The following is a 15,095-nucleotide window of genomic DNA, read 5'->3' on the forward strand; positions in this document are numbered from 1 at the left end:
CGATGCGGTGCTGACTGAATAAACAAGTTACATTTTCAAGGGCCGAGCGCCATCCTGCTGCATCTGCGACGCACGCCCATGGCCACGGCGCACGCAAAGCAAGCATCCGCACTCGCCTCGGACCCGCGTCAAAAACGTGGCCGTGGCGATTACGTTCAATCTGAGCCTCGAGCGCCGCGCTTCGGCCTGGCTAGTCGCCGGCGTCCGAGGCCGGAGCCGGTGACGCCTTGGCGTCAGGGGCCGGAGCCGACGACGCCGCGCCGCTCGCCCATTGCTGCAGCGAACGTCCAGCTATTTGCAGCCCCGCGCCGGTGGCCGCCGCAGCGTGGCCGAGCATGGACTGTCCAGCGCTCGCCGCGTCGCGCAACTGACCACGCGCCGACGATGCGAGTTCCGCCGTGGATGCATTCGCGCCCGCCGTCTGCGACGAAGCGGCATCGATCTGCCGGTTCACGAAACTCGCCGCCTGATCGAGCCGTTGTGCGGCCTGTTGTGCGGCCTGCTGGACCGCCTGCTGCGCGGCAGCGGCGGATTGGCCCGCACTGCCGGGCGCCGACGCATCCTGCTTGCTGCATGCGGTGAGCGCCGCGCAGGCCAGAACGGGCACGGCGACCCGGCGTAACGAGACGTGCAGAGACATAGTCATCCTCAAAGATCCGCCGCGCGCAGCGGCTTGGCGAGCTGATAACGAGACAATAATACGCCGCAGCGCCATACCGTCTGCGCTGAAACGAGCGAGAAGCCCGCGCGCTCGAACACGGGCCGCGCAAGCGCGCTGGCGTCGGTCGCCAGTACGCTCGCGCCCTGTTCGCGCGCCAGGCTCTCGAGCCGTGCGAGCAGCGCCGTCGCAAGGCCGCGTCGCGTCCATCCAGGTGCGACGTAGAGCATCTCGACGTGATCGACCGGCCAGAGCTGCCCGAATGCGACGGGGACGCCATCGTGAACCGCAACGAGCGTCGTGCCGCGCGCAAGACTCGCGCCGAACGAAGCGACGTCATCGGCCGACGACGCCCACGCCGCACGCTGCGCGGCATCGTAATGCGCGGCAGTGAGCGTCGTCACGGACGCGCGGAAGAGCGCGGCAAGTGCTGCTGAGTCGCGTTCCGGCACGTACGGGCGCAAATCGAAGGATGGAATCGGAGAGTCCTGAACAAAAGCGTCAAACATGCTGAGGTAGACTGCGTGAGCATCCGATGTGTTCCACCAACCAACCCAGGAGTCAGACGATGGCAGTCAAGAAGATTCTCTTCCTCACCGGCGACTTCGCCGAGGACTATGAAACGATGGTGCCGTTCCAGGCGCTGCAGGCCGTCGGCCACCGCGTCGACGCCGTATGCCCCGGCAAGAAGGCTGGCGAGCGCATCAAGACCGCCATTCACGACTTCGAGGGCGACCAGACCTACACCGAAAAGCCGGGCCACCAGTTCGCGCTCAACGCCACTTTCGACGAAATCGACCCGGCCAGCTACGACGCGCTCGCCATCGCCGGCGGCCGTGCGCCGGAGTACCTGCGACTCAATCCGAAGGTGATCGATGTCGTGCACCACTTTGCCCGCGCGAACAAGCCGATCGCGGCCATCTGCCATGCGGCGCAATTGCTCGCGGCGGCTGAAGTGATCCGCGGCAAGCGCATCTCGGCGTATCCGGCCTGCGCGCCGGAAGTGCGCCTCGCGGGCGGCGAATACGCCGAGATTCCGATCGACGGCGCCATCACCGACGCGCCCTTCGTCACCGCTCCGGCCTGGCCCGCGCATCCCGAATGGCTGCGCCAGTTCCTGGTGCTGCTCGGTACCCGCATCGAACCCTGATTTGCGTAGCACGGCGAAGCTAATCGAGCGCAAGAAATCGCGCCGCCGTTCAACCATTTGGGATCGGTCCTATATCGTCCGGGATATCCGCTGCCTAAAGTACGCGCTTGCTTTAGGGATGCTGGTAATGGAACTGACGGACTGGATTGTTGTACTCGCGATCGCCTTGATGGCGATCGCTTTTTATTGCTCGCGCGCGAACCGTAACACCGCACTGGTCGATCTGGTCGATCGCGCGCGTCGCCGCCGCGGCACACGGCTGCTCGTGCAGGGCGCAATCGCCCTCTGGAGTGCGCTGCTCACGCTCGATTACAGCCTGGTCTCACCGGGGTCTGTGCCGTTCGGCCTGAAGCTCAGCGCACAGGCCTTGCTGGCTCTCGCGCTGCTGCTCGTCGTGGCGGGCGGGAACTGGTCGAGGCGCGGCCTGCGCCTGCTCCGGCCACGGCCGCTCTTCAGCGCCTGCTAGAGCGCTTCCGGCGTGCCGCCTGCACGCCTTCGCGCAGCAGGCAGAACCGTCGGAGACACCGCTCCGTCGTCGCCGTGTGCCTTGTCACCCGCCACGTCATCCGACTCACCGGTGTCACTGGGCGACTCGTGCTCCGTGACGCCGCTAGCGGCCCATCCTGAAGCCAAGGCATGCTCTGACTCGCCCGGCGCGGGTGGCACGACCGCCAGCGCGTCGGGAAGCGACAGATAGAACGTCGTGCCCTCGCCCTCGGTCGATTCCACCCACACACGCCCGCCGTGGCGCTCGACCACGCGCCGCACGAGCGCAAGCCCGATGCCCTCCCCCGGCGCGATATTGCCGTGCATACGCTGAAACGCCTGGAAAAGCCGCGGAAGGGCGACTTCGGGAATGCCTAGCCCGTTATCGCGTACATAGAAAATCTGCAGCGATTCGACGCCAGGCGGCGCGGGCGCCGTGCCGATTTCGATCTGCCCGTCGCGGGCCGGGTCCAGGTAGTTGAGCGCGTTGCCGATCAGGTTCCCGAAAACTTGTTCGAGCGCCGTCGGATCGCCCCAGACATCGGGCAATGGACGCACACGCACCTGCGTGCCGCGCGAGCGGATCGAGCCGTGCATCGCATCGACGACGCGCTGCACGAGCTCCTCCACGTTGACGCGCTGCCGCCGGTACTCGACGCGCCCCACACGCGCGAGGCGCAGGAGCGCGTCGATGATGTGCGACGCGCGCAGCACGGCGGTCTGCAAATACCGCAGCGCTTCGCCGATTTCCTCGTTGATGAGGTGCTCGACGCGCTCGCGCGACTGCGGCGCGAGCGACGAACGCGCGACGAGTTTGCGAAGGTCGTCGAAGGCATGGGACAGCTCGCGCGAAAAGCCCTGGAGATTGACGAGCGGCGCGCGCAGATCATGCGACACGCTGTGGATGAACATCTCGTTTTCCTGCGTCTGCTGCCACAGATTTTCATTGATGCGCGCGAGCTGGTCCGCACGGCGCGCAAGGTCGGCCTGGAATCCGATGCGCATTCGCTCGGCTTCGATCAGACGCTGGCTGAACTGATGCAGCGTGAGGTCGAGTTGTGCGATTTCATCGTTGCCGCCCGTGAGCGGCGCAAGCGGCTCGTTGCCCGCGAGGCGGCTCGCGTTATCGGAGAGCGCGTTGAGCCGGCCGCGCACGCCGCGCGTGAAGAGCCACACCGACAACGCGACCAGCACGATCGACCCGAACACGGCCGCCATCACGAGTGTCTGCTGACGGGAACGCGCGGCTTCGGCCGTCGTCACACGCATGACATCGATGCGTCTCTCCTCGGACTGGAACGACGTAATCTGCGCGCGAACGTGGTCGAGGACGTCGGCGCCCGCGAGCTGGCGAAAGCGCTCGGTCAGTTCGTGGTGCCGCTTCGAGTGCAACAGGTCCTGCATCCGGTCCGACCACTGCCGGTAGTTCTCCACGGCCTGGCGGATCTGCACCGCACGCTCCACCTGGCCGGGATTATCGGAGACCAGTTCGACGAGGCGGTCGATGCGCTGATCGACGTCCATCCACACGGAGTCCGGTGTCCTGAACCGGATGTCCCCGGCCACCACGGCCCCGCGCAGCCGCACCGACTCGATCAGGACCGGCTCGAGCACGCGCCCCGCCTGCGCGAGCACGTCCTGGCTGCGCTGACTGGCGCGCTCGGCGCTTTCCGCATCGGCCTCGGCCTTCACGATGCCCGATAACAGCGTCAGTTCGAAAACGGCGGGAATCGCGATCAGCAGAAACCCTTTCGTCGTTAGTCGCATGCAATGAGCGGGTTCGGGGAGCCCGGAAGGCGTGGTGACCTGGTCCGGCCATTATGTCGGCGTTTGCGCCCCATGTGGGTTCCGCGTGAGGGGTACCGGGACCGGCCGCCATCACCTGCGTCACAGGGCTTTTTTTCGATTTCCCGACATCGAGCGAATAGAGAAAGGTAAATCGAAATAATCGCCCCGATCTGGCGCATTACTTCACCATGTTCGCGTGTCTGCACAGGAATTGTGCCAACATGCCCCGCGCGCGACGTACGCCACGCATGATCATTGTCCGGAGACGACCATTCCGGCACCCGCCGCGGTGCACGGACGCACCGGCGCAATGCCATGCACCACGGACCGCCTCACCGCTTTGGCGCAGAGCTGGCCCGTATCTTGCTCAGTTCGCCCTCTTTTCGGGCAACTGCAGGATTCAAGGATGGAAAATCTCAAGACAGGCACCGACACACTCTTTCTGCTGCTCGGTGCAGCAATGGTGCTCGCGATGCACGCAGGGTTCGCGTTTCTCGAACTCGGCACGGTGCGCAAAAAAAATCAGGTCAATGCGCTCGTGAAGATCCTCGTCGATTTTTCGGTTTCGACGATCGCCTACTTTTTCATTGGCTACACGATCGCCTACGGCGTGCAGTTCTTCTCGCATGCCGACGTGCTCGCGCAACACGACGGCTACGCCCTCGTGCGCTTCTTCTTCCTGCTCACTTTCGCGGCGGCGATCCCGGCGATCGTGTCGGGCGGCATCGCCGAGCGCTCGAAGTTCCATCCGCAGCTCTTCGCGACTTTCGTGCTCGTCGGGTTCATCTATCCGTTCTTCGAGGGCATCGTCTGGAACGACCGGTTTGGCATTCAGGACGCCATTGCCCAGTTTTTCGGCGCACAGTTCCACGACTTCGCGGGATCGGTGGTCGTGCATGCCTTCGGCGGCTGGGTGGCGTTGCCGGCGGTGCTCCTGCTCGGCGCGCGCCACGGGCGCTATACGCGAGACGGGCGCATCGCGGCGCACCCGCCTTCGAGCATTCCGTTTCTCGCGCTCGGCGCGTGGATACTCGCGGTGGGCTGGTTCGGCTTCAACGTGATGAGCGCGCAGAGCATCGACAAGATCAGCGGCCTTGTGGCCGTCAACTCGCTCATGGCCATGGTGGGCGGCACGCTCGCCGCCTGGTTCGCGGGCCGCAACGACCCCGGCTTCACGTACAACGGACCGCTCGCAGGGCTCGTGGCCGTGTGCGCGGGATCGGACATCATGCATCCGCTCGGCGCGCTCGTGACCGGCGCGATTGCCGGCGTGCTGTTCGTCTATATGTTCACGTGCGTGCAGAACCGCTGGCGCATCGACGACGTGCTCGGCGTGTGGCCGCTGCACGGCCTGTGCGGTGCGTGGGGTGGCATCGCGGCAGGGATTTTCGGCATGCGCTGGGCGGGTGGCGTCGGCGGCGTGTCGTTCTGGGCGCAGGTGGTGGGAACGGTCGGTGGCATTGTCATCGCAACGCTCGGCGGGACGATCGTGTACGGCGCGCTCAAGCTGGTGGTGGGACTGCGCCTCGATCAGGAAGAGGAGTACAACGGCGCCGACCTCTCCATTCACAAGATCACCTCGATGCCGGAGCGGGAAACCGTCGCCTGAGGTGATCGTCACTGACTTGCGGGCGGGCCGTCGCAGCATGGCGCGGCGGGCCTGCCCGCCTGGCGGGCGCTCGCAACCGGTCTATCTCACGCCCATAGGCGAAAAAAAGGCGTCACGCGTGAGCGTGACGCCTTGAAAAGTTCTAGCCATTCCGAGGGCCGTGCTAGAACCTGAGAGACGGAATTCGACGGACACCGTAGTGGTGCTTCACCAGAATAATGCAAATCGCATATATCGGGGCAAATTAAGGCCCCGCACAAAGCGAGGCCCCGTCGAAACATGTTCGCATTTTTTACGCCAGAACTAGCCGCGTCAAGCAAAATCTCGCTAGAATACGCGATCCATCAAGCATAATTCGTTTTTTACAATCACCCTACATCCACTGCCCTTCCTGGCAGCGGTCCAGTGTGCTTCGTTGATGGCACCACACCAGCACCAAACGGTCTCGCGCCGACAAAATGACGGCGGCCCATGTAACGGCCGTAACGTCTCGAAAAATTGCCGACTGGACGCTGACGGTGGTGCCGACTAGCATCATGCTTTTTGGTTGCGCGGCCAACGCGCCGCCTGCCCTCGCTTCAGCTGCCCTCGTCCGCCACGCCGCACGCGCCTCTTTCCAGCGCGCGCCCGATTGCCGTGGTATCCGACACCTACCTTGCACGTGACTCGCGTAGCATCGGCAAACCGCAGTGACGCAGGCAGGTACGCCGCCACCCCATAGCCCCATAATCCATACCCACGCGCGGCCCACGCCCGTGTGAAACCGCATAACCCGACCGCTGTTACGCCCTGACCGATGGATCATCAAGAAAAGCACCCGGAACCGCCTCGTCAAGACACGCCGTCCCCCGCACCGCGCCGCTCGCGCGGCAAGCTGATTGCGCTCGCCGCCGTACTGATCGTCGCGGGTGTCGTACTGGTGCGCTGGCACCCGTGGAACAAGGCGCTCTCGGGCGCAGCCGGCGCCAGCGCTCCGGGTAGCGCGAGCGGCGCGGGTGCGCGCCGCGGCGGGCCGGGCGCGATGGCCAACATGCCGCAACCCGTGAGCGTGGCAGCCGCCGCGCGCGGCGACATGCCCATCGTCATCACGGCGCTCGGCACGGTCACGCCGCTCGCCGACGTTACGGTGCGCACGCAACTATCCGGCACGCTGCAAAGCGTGAACTTTCAGGAAGGCCAGATGGTGAAACGGGGCGATGTGCTCGCCCAGATCGATCCGCGTCCGTACCAGATCTCGCTCGCTAACGCACAAGGCCAGCTCGCGCGCGACGAGGCGCTGCTCGCCACGGCGCGCCTTGACCTGAAGCGCTATCAGACGCTGCTCGCGCAAGACTCGATCGCGGGCCAGCAGGTCGATACCCAGGCATCGCTCGTGAAGCAATACGAGGGCACGGTGAAATCCGATCAGGCGAACATCGACACCTTCAACCTCGACCTCACCTACGCGCGCATCACGGCGCCGGTGGCGGGCCGCGTGGGCCTGCGTCAGGTCGATCCGGGCAACTACGTGACGCCGGGCGACACCAACGGCATCGTCGTCCTCACGCAGTTGCAGCCGATCAGCGTCATTTTCACGACCTCCGAGGACAACCTGCCGGCCATTCTCAAGCAGCTCCGCACGGGCACGAAGTTGCCCGTCACCGCGTATGACCGCAGCAACACGACGCTGCTCGAGAACGGTCACCTGCAGACCATCGACAACCAGATCGACACCACCACGGGCACGGTCAAGCTGCGCGCCAGCTTCCAGAACCCGGACGAGATGCTGTTCCCCAACCAGTTCGTGAATGCGCGTCTGCTTGTCGACACGATCCACGATGCTGTGATCGTGCCGACCTCCGCTGTGCTCAACGGCTCGCAGGGGCGGTACGTCTATGTTGCGAAACCCGACAACACCGTGACCGTGCGCGTCGTGAAGGTCGGCCCCGTGGACGGCGAGCGCACCAGCATCGCCTCGGGGCTCGAGGCCGGCGAGCGCGTCGTGACGGACGGCTCGGACCGCCTGCGTGAAGGCTCGAAGATCACGATCCCGGCGGAGCATCCGCACGGCGCATCGGGCGCCAAGGGCGCGTCGGCCGCACACGGTGCATCGGCCGCACACGGTGCATCGGGCGCACACCACGGCCATCGCCAGGCCGCTGCGCAAAGCGGCGCCCAGTAAGCCAGCATGAATCCTTCCCGCGTCTTTATCCTGCGGCCGGTCGGCACTGCGTTGCTGATGGCCGCGATCATGCTGGTCGGCCTCGTCGCACTGCGTTTCCTGCCGCTATCGGCGCTGCCCGAAGTCGACTACCCGACCATCCAGGTCCAGACCTTCTATCCGGGTGCGAGCCCGGACGTGATGACGTCGGCGGTGACCGCGCCGCTCGAACGCCAGTTCGGGCAGATGCCGTCGCTCAACCAGATGTCATCGCAGAGTTCGGCGGGCTCGTCGGTGATCACGCTGCAGTTCAGCCTCGACCTGCCGCTCGACATCGCCGAACAGGAAGTGCAGGCCGCGATCAACGCAGCCGGCAACCTGCTGCCCTCCGACCTGCCCGCGCCACCGATCTACGCGAAAGTGAATCCGGCCGACGCGCCGATCCTCACGCTCGCCATCACGTCGAAGACACTGCCGCTCACGCAGATCCAGGATCTTGCCGACACGCGCCTCGCGCAGAAGATCTCGCAGGTGGCGGGCGTCGGCCTTGTGAGTCTCTCGGGCGGGCAGCGGCCCGCCGTGCGCATTCAGGCGAATCCACGCGCGCTCGCGGCCTACGGCCTGAATATCGATGATCTGCGCACGACCATCTCGAACCTGAACGTCAACACGCCGAAGGGCAACTTCGACGGCCCGACGCGCTCGTACACGATCAACGCCAACGACCAGCTGACCGACGCGAACGCCTACCAGAGCGCCGTGGTGGCCTATCGCAACGGCCGTCCGGTCATGCTCACGGACGTCGCGACCATCGTGCAGGGCGCCGAAAACACGAAGCTCGGCGCGTGGGCGAATAGCACGCCCGCGATCATCCTGAACGTGCAGCGTCAGCCAGGCGCGAACGTGATTCAGGTCGTGGACAACATCAAGGCGATCTTGCCGCAACTGCAGGAATCGCTGCCCTCGGCGCTCGACGTGCAGATCGTCACGGACCGGACGACGACCATTCGTGCCTCGGTGCGTGACGTCCAGTTCGAACTGCTGCTGTCGGTGGTGCTGGTCGTGCTCGTGATGTACCTGTTCCTCGCGAACATCTACGCCACGATTATCCCGAGCCTCTCGGTGCCGCTCTCGCTGATCGGCACGCTCGCCGTGATGTACCTGTGCGGCTTCTCACTCGACAACCTCTCGCTAATGGCGCTAACGATCGCGACGGGCTTCGTCGTCGATGACGCCATCGTGATGATCGAGAACATCGCGCGCTACGTCGAGGAAGGCGAGAGCCCGCTCGAAGCGGCGCTCAAGGGTTCGAAGCAGATCGGCTTCACGATCATCTCGCTCACGGTTTCGCTGATCGCGGTGCTGATTCCGCTGCTCTTCATGGGCGACGTGGTGGGCCGGCTCTTCCACGAATTCGCGATCACGCTTGCGGTGACAATCGTGATTTCGGCCGTGGTTTCGCTCACGCTCGTACCGATGATGTGCGCGAAGATGCTGCGTCACACGCCGCCCCCCGAAAGCCACCGCTTCGAGGCGCGCGTCCACCAGTTCTTCGAGTATGTGATCGACCGCTATGGCGTAGCGCTCCAGTGGGTGCTGAATCATCAGCGCCTCACGATGCTCGTGTTCCTTGCAACGCTCGTGCTCACGGGCCTGCTCTACGTGGTCGTGCCGAAAGGCTTCTTCCCCGTGCAGGACACCGGCGTGATCCAGGCGATCACGCAGGCGCCGCAGTCGGTGTCGTACGGATCCATGGCCGACCGGCAACAGGCGCTCGCCGCGGAAATCCTGAAGAACGAGAACGTCGAGAGCCTGACCTCGTTCATCGGCGTGGACGGCACGAATATCACGCTGAACAGCGGCCGCATGCTGATCAACCTGAAGCCGCGCGACGATCGCGACGAGTCGGCGAGCGAGATCATCCGCGACCTGCAGAAGAACGTCGCGCACGTCGCTGGCGCGACGCTCTACATGCAGCCCGTGCAGGACCTCACGATCGATTCGACGGTGAGCCCGACGCAGTATCAGTTCATGCTCACGACGCCGAACATCCAGGACTTCACGACGTGGGTGCCGAAGCTCGTGCACCGGCTCGAACAGGTCCCCGAACTCGCCGACGTCGCGACCGACCTGCAGGACCAGGGCCAGTCGGTATACGTCGAGATCGACCGCGCGAGCGCGGCGCGCTACGGCATCACGCCCGCGACCGTCGACAACGCGCTCTACGACGCGTTCGGCCAGCGCATCATTTCGACGATCTTCACGCAGTCGAACCAGTACCGCGTGATTCTCGAAGCCGATCCGCAACTGCAGCACTACACCGACGCGCTGAACGCGATCTACTTGCCCTCCTCGACCTCGACGTCGGGTCAGGTGCCGCTTTCGGCCATCGCCAAGTTCCATGAGCGTCCCTCGCCGCTGCTCGTCACGCACCTCTCGCAGTTCCCGGCCACGACCATTTCCTTCAACCTCGCACCCGGCGCCTCGCTCGGCGCGGCAGTGAAGGCGATCGAGCAGGCGGAGAAGGAAGTCGGGCTGCCGGCGTCGTTCCAGACGCGCTTCCAGGGCGCGGCGCTCGCGTTCCAGGCGTCGCTCTCGAATGAGCTTTTCCTGATCCTCGCGGCCATCGTGACGATGTACATCGTGCTCGGCGTGCTCTACGAGAGCTTCGTCCATCCGATCACGATTCTCTCGACGCTGCCGTCGGCGGGCGTCGGTGCGTTGCTCGCGCTGATCCTGACCGGCCACGATCTCGACATCATCGGCATCATCGGCATCGTGCTGCTCATCGGCATCGTCAAGAAGAACGCGATCATGATGATCGACTTCGCGCTCGAAGCCGAGCGCCAGGAAGGCAAGCCGCCGCGCGAAGCGATCTATCAGGCGTGTCTGTTGCGCTTCCGCCCGATCATGATGACGACGATGGCGGCGCTCCTCGGCGCACTGCCGCTCATTCTCGGCAGCGGCGCAGGCTCGGAGTTGCGCCGGCCCCTCGGCATCGCGATTGCCGGCGGCCTGATCGTGAGCCAGGCGCTCACGCTCTTCACGACGCCCGTGATCTACCTCGCGTTCGACTCGATCGCGCAGCGCCTGAGGAAGCGCTTCGGCGGCGGTTCGCCCACGTCCGGCGCGGCACCGACCCCTGACGCGGAGCAATGACGCGATGAACCTGTCCCGCCCGTTCATCGCCCGGCCCGTCGCGACGACGCTGCTCGCGCTCGGCATCGCGCTGGCCGGCATCTTCGCGTTCATGAAGCTGCCCGTCGCGCCCTTGCCGCAGGTGGACTTCCCGACCATCTCCGTGCAGGCCTCGCTGCCCGGCGCGAGCCCTGAGACCGTCGCGACGAGCGTCGCGAGTCCTCTGGAGCGGCACCTCGGCAGCATCGCCGACGTGAGCGAAATGACCTCGCAGAGTTCGGTCGGCACGACGCGCATCACGCTGCAGTTCGGCCTGAACCGCGACATCGACGGCGCGGCGCGCGACGTGCAGGCCGCCATCAACGCGGCGCGCGCGGACCTGCCGTCGAGCCTGCGGCAGAACCCGACGTACCACAAGGTCAATCCCGCCGACGCACCGATCCTGATCCTCGCGCTCACCTCGCCGACGCTTTCGGCGGGCCAGCTCTACGATTCGGCGGCGACGGTGCTGCAACAGTCGCTTTCGCAGGTGGACGGCGTGGGCGAGGTCGATGTAAGCGGCTCGGCCAATCCCGCGGTGCGCGTCGAACTGGAGCCGCACGCGCTCTTTCACTACGGTATCGGCCTCGAAGACGTCCGTGCCGCGCTCGCCTCAGCGAACGCGAACAGCCCCAAGGGCGACATCGAATTCGGTCCCCAGCGCTTCCAGCTCTATACGAACGACCAGGCGAGCAAGGCGAGCCAGTACAAGGACCTCGTCGTCGCGTATCGCAACGGCGCGGGCGTGAAGCTTGAGGACGTGGGCGAAGTGGTCGATTCGGTGGAGGACCTGCGCAACATCGGCCTCGCGAATGGCAAACGCTCAGTGCTCGTGATCCTGTACCGCCAGCCGGGCGCGAACATCATCGAGACGGTGGACCGCGTGATCGCGATGCTGCCGCAACTGAAGGCGTCGCTGCCCGCCGACGTCGATGTGACGCCCACGTCGGACCGGTCGGTGACAATCCGCGCGTCGCTCAAGGACACCCAGCACACGCTCATAATCGCCGTGGCGCTCGTTGTCATGGTCGTCTTCCTGTTCCTGCGCAACTGGCGCGCGACGCTCATTCCCAGCGTGGCCGTGCCGATTTCGATCATCGGCACCTTCGCGGCGATGTATCTGATGGGGTTCTCGCTCGACAACCTCTCGCTGATGGCGCTCACCATCGCGACGGGTTTCGTCGTGGATGACGCCATCGTCGTGCTGGAGAACATCTCGCGTCACATGGAAAACGGCGTGCCGCGCAGGCAGGCCGCGCTCCTCGGCGCGCGCGAAGTGGGCTTCACGGTACTCTCGATCAGCGTCTCGCTCGTTGCCGTGTTTCTGCCCATTTTGTTGATGGGCGGCATCGTCGGACGGCTTTTCCGCGAGTTCGCGCTCACGCTGTCGCTGGCGATCGCGGTATCGCTCGCCATCTCGCTGACGCTCACGCCGATGATGTGCTCGCGGCTGCTCGAAGAGCGGCACGAGAAAAAGGCCGAGGGCCGCTTCGCACAGTGGCTCGAGCGCGGCTTCATGCGCATGCAGCACGGCTACGAACGCACGCTCGGCTGGGCGCTCGCGCATCCGTTCCCGGTCCTCCTCACGCTGATCGCGACGATTGCGTTGAACGTCGCGCTTTACGTCATCGTGCCGAAGGGCTTCTTTCCTCAGCAGGACACGGGGCGCCTGATCGGCGGCATCCAGGCTGACCAGGCCACCTCGTTCCAGTCGATGAAAGTGAAGTTCGCGGAAATGATGCGCATCGTGCAGGCGAATCCGGCTGTCGAATCGGTAGCGGGATTCTCCGGCGGACGCGCGACGAACTCGGGCTTCATGTTCGTCTCGCTCAAGCCGAAGACCGAGCGCAAGGTCTCCGCCGACCAGGTGATCGCGCAACTGCGCGGCCCGCTTTCGAATGTGGCTGGCGCACGCACTTTCCTGCAGTCCGTGCAGGATATCCGGGTGGGCGGCCGACAGTCGAACGCGCAATACCAGTTCACGCTGCTCGCCGACAACACTGCGGACCTGTACAAGTGGGGGCCGAAACTCACGGAAGCCTTGCAGGCGCGACCCGAACTCGCGGACGTGAATTCGGACCAGCAACAAGGCGGACTCGAAGCGATGATCAATATCGACCGCGCGAGTGCCGCACGCCTTGGGATCACGCCATCGCAGATCGACAACACGCTCTATGACGCGTTCGGCCAGCGCCAGGTCTCGACCATTTACAACCCGCTCAACCAGTACCACGTCGTGATGGAAGTCGCGCCGAAGTACTGGCAGAGCCCGGACATGCTCAACGATATCTGGGTGAGCAAATCGGGCGGCACGGCGAGCGGCGCACAGAGCACCAACGCGACCGCGGGCACGGTGTCCGGACCGGCCACGAGCTCGGCCAAAAGCGCGACAACAAGCACGGCGGCAACCGCAGCCACCGTCGCCGCCGATTCCGCACGCAATCTCGCGAACAATTCGATCGCGGCGAGCGGCAAGTCGAGCGCCTCATCGGGCGCGGCCGTCTCCACGTCGAAGGAGACAATGGTCCCGCTTTCGGCCATCGCCTCGTTCGGGCCGGGCACGACGCCGCTCTCCGTGAATCACCAGAGCCAGTTCGTCGCTTCGACGATTTCGTTCAACCTTCCGCCGGGCAAGTCGCTCTCCGACGCGACCCGTGTCGTCTATGACACGATGGCCGAGATCGGTGTGCCCCCTTCGATTCACGGAAGTTTCCAGGGCACCGCGCAGGCATTCCAGGCGTCGCTCGACAACCAGCCGCTCCTGATCCTCGCGGCGCTCCTCGCGGTGTACATCGTGCTCGGCATTCTCTACGAGAGTTACATCCACCCGCTCACGATCCTCTCGACGCTGCCGTCCGCGGGTGTCGGCGCACTGCTTGCGCTGCTGCTCTTCAATACGGAATTCAGCATCATCGCGTTGATCGGCGTGATCCTTCTGATCGGCATCGTGAAGAAGAACGCGATCATGATGGTGGACTTTGCCATCGACGCGTCGCGCGAGGGTCTCAATTCGCGCGACGCGATCTATCAGGCCTGCCTGCTGCGCTTTCGCCCGATCATGATGACGACCTGCGCGGCGCTGCTCGGCGCGCTGCCGCTCGCGTTCGGGCGCGGCGAAGGGGCGGAGCTGCGTGCGCCGCTTGGCATCTCCATCGTGGGCGGGCTGATCGTGAGCCAGATGCTCACGCTCTATACGACGCCGGTCGTCTATCTCTACATGGACCGGCTGCGTGTCTGGTGGGACAAGCGGCGCGGACGCGGCGCTTCTGTGGCGGCGCAGTAAATGTCAGGGTAATGTGACCAAGGGCAGCTTCAGGGCTGCCCTTTCCGTTGCTGGGTACGCTGCCATCGCGAGCATGAAGCTGTGCGCCTAAACGAACGACAAAGCAAACGCCCAAACGAAAGCGGCGCGCGGATAGTCCACGCGCCGCGAAAGATCCGCGTGAGGGCAAGCGCCCCCGCAACACCTACTGCTGCGGATGCTGCGCAGACCACTCCCTCAACGCGCGCAAGGTGTTTTCGACGTGCTGGTCGGGTGCGAGGCTCGTGTATTCATAGATGATCTTGCCGTCCGGCGAAATCACATAGGACACGCGGTTTGCCATCGCTTCGTGCATCGGCATCGACGCGTCATAGGCCTTGATGATCTTCGAATCTTCGTCGGCGGCCACCGGGAATTTGCTGCGGCACTCGCTCACCGAGAACTTCGTCAGCGTTTCGATGTTGTCATGCGAGACGCCGATCACCGTGGCGCCCAATTTTTTGTATTCATCGACGGCTTCGGCAAATTCGTGCGCTTCGATCGTGCAGCCCTTCGTGAAGGCGGCCGGATAGAAGTACAGCACCACCGGTCCCTTCTTCAGCTGATCGGCGAGCGAATACGTGTAGGTCTTGCCGCCGAGCGACGCCTGTGTCGTGAAGTCCGGCGCCGGATCGCCCGGCTTGAGCGTGGCCTCGGCACCAGGCGCAAACAACCCGAGTCCAGCGCACACGAGCGCCGCAGCGCCCATCGCGGTAAATCTGGATTTCATGTCGATCGTCCTCTCCAAATCTCGCCGGTCAGGCGCGCGGCCCGCACCATGGCGAC

General features: G+C 64.9%; 10 protein-coding genes. 6 read left to right on the forward strand and 4 right to left on the reverse strand.

From position 1 onward, the window contains the following. Positions 1–190 precede the first annotated feature (190 nt). Both L0U80_RS08985 and L0U80_RS08990 read right to left on the reverse strand, forming a co-directional pair. Positions 191–646: a BCAL1086 family glycoprotein gene (locus L0U80_RS08985; protein ID WP_233863598.1), complete on the reverse strand. Its 456-nt coding sequence runs from the start codon at positions 644–646 to the stop codon at positions 191–193. A gap of 2 nt (positions 647–648) precedes the next feature. Beyond that, the gene (locus L0U80_RS08990; protein ID WP_233863599.1) at positions 649–1,167 is read right to left on the reverse strand and encodes a GNAT family N-acetyltransferase; all 519 of its coding nucleotides are present in this window, start codon (positions 1,165–1,167) and stop codon (positions 649–651) included. A gap of 59 nt (positions 1,168–1,226) precedes the next feature. Between L0U80_RS08990 and L0U80_RS08995 the strand changes: the two genes are divergently transcribed. Continuing rightward, positions 1,227–1,808 carry a DJ-1/PfpI family protein gene (locus L0U80_RS08995; protein WP_233863600.1) on the forward strand — a complete coding sequence of 194 codons (582 nt, stop codon included), beginning with the start codon at positions 1,227–1,229 and terminating at the stop codon, positions 1,806–1,808. Position 1,809: 1 nt separating this feature from the next. Beyond that, positions 1,810–2,274 carry a hypothetical protein gene (locus L0U80_RS09000; protein WP_233863601.1) on the forward strand — a complete coding sequence of 155 codons (465 nt, stop codon included), beginning with the start codon at positions 1,810–1,812 and terminating at the stop codon, positions 2,272–2,274. On the opposite strand, the gene L0U80_RS09005 is transcribed toward L0U80_RS09000, so the two are convergent. Further along, positions 2,271–4,061: a sensor histidine kinase gene (locus L0U80_RS09005; protein WP_233863602.1), complete on the reverse strand. Its 1,791-nt coding sequence runs from the start codon at positions 4,059–4,061 to the stop codon at positions 2,271–2,273. The genes L0U80_RS09000 and L0U80_RS09005 overlap by 4 nt on opposite strands. A gap of 427 nt (positions 4,062–4,488) precedes the next feature. On the opposite strand from L0U80_RS09005, the gene L0U80_RS09010 reads away from it, so the two are divergent. The 4 genes from L0U80_RS09010 (at position 4,489) to L0U80_RS09025 (ending at position 14,291) form a co-directional block, all read left to right on the forward strand. Beyond that, complete coding sequence (locus tag L0U80_RS09010; protein WP_233863603.1) at positions 4,489–5,691, forward strand: ammonium transporter; 1,203 nt, start codon at positions 4,489–4,491, stop codon at positions 5,689–5,691. 796 nt (positions 5,692–6,487) lie between these two features. Continuing rightward, the gene (locus L0U80_RS09015) at positions 6,488–7,852 is read left to right on the forward strand and encodes an MdtA/MuxA family multidrug efflux RND transporter periplasmic adaptor subunit (protein ID WP_233863604.1); all 1,365 of its coding nucleotides are present in this window, start codon (positions 6,488–6,490) and stop codon (positions 7,850–7,852) included. A 6-nt stretch (positions 7,853–7,858) separates the two neighbouring features. Further along, positions 7,859–10,990: an MdtB/MuxB family multidrug efflux RND transporter permease subunit gene (locus L0U80_RS09020; RefSeq protein WP_233863605.1), complete on the forward strand. Its 3,132-nt coding sequence runs from the start codon at positions 7,859–7,861 to the stop codon at positions 10,988–10,990. Positions 10,991–10,994: 4 nt separating this feature from the next. After that, on the forward strand, positions 10,995–14,291 hold the full coding sequence (locus tag L0U80_RS09025) for an efflux RND transporter permease subunit (RefSeq protein ID WP_233863606.1): 3,297 nt from the start codon (positions 10,995–10,997) through the stop codon (positions 14,289–14,291). Between the two features lie 184 nt (positions 14,292–14,475). Here L0U80_RS09025 and L0U80_RS09030 read toward each other — a convergent pair whose 3' ends face one another. After that, positions 14,476–15,018 (reverse strand): peroxiredoxin, encoded by a 543-nt coding sequence (locus L0U80_RS09030; protein ID WP_233865792.1) that lies wholly within the window; start codon positions 15,016–15,018, stop codon positions 14,476–14,478. Positions 15,019–15,095: the final 77 nt, after the last annotated feature.

Origin of the sequence: Paraburkholderia adhaesiva, assembly GCF_021390575.1 — a bacterium.
Classification (GTDB): Bacteria; Pseudomonadota; Gammaproteobacteria; order Burkholderiales; family Burkholderiaceae; genus Paraburkholderia; species Paraburkholderia adhaesiva.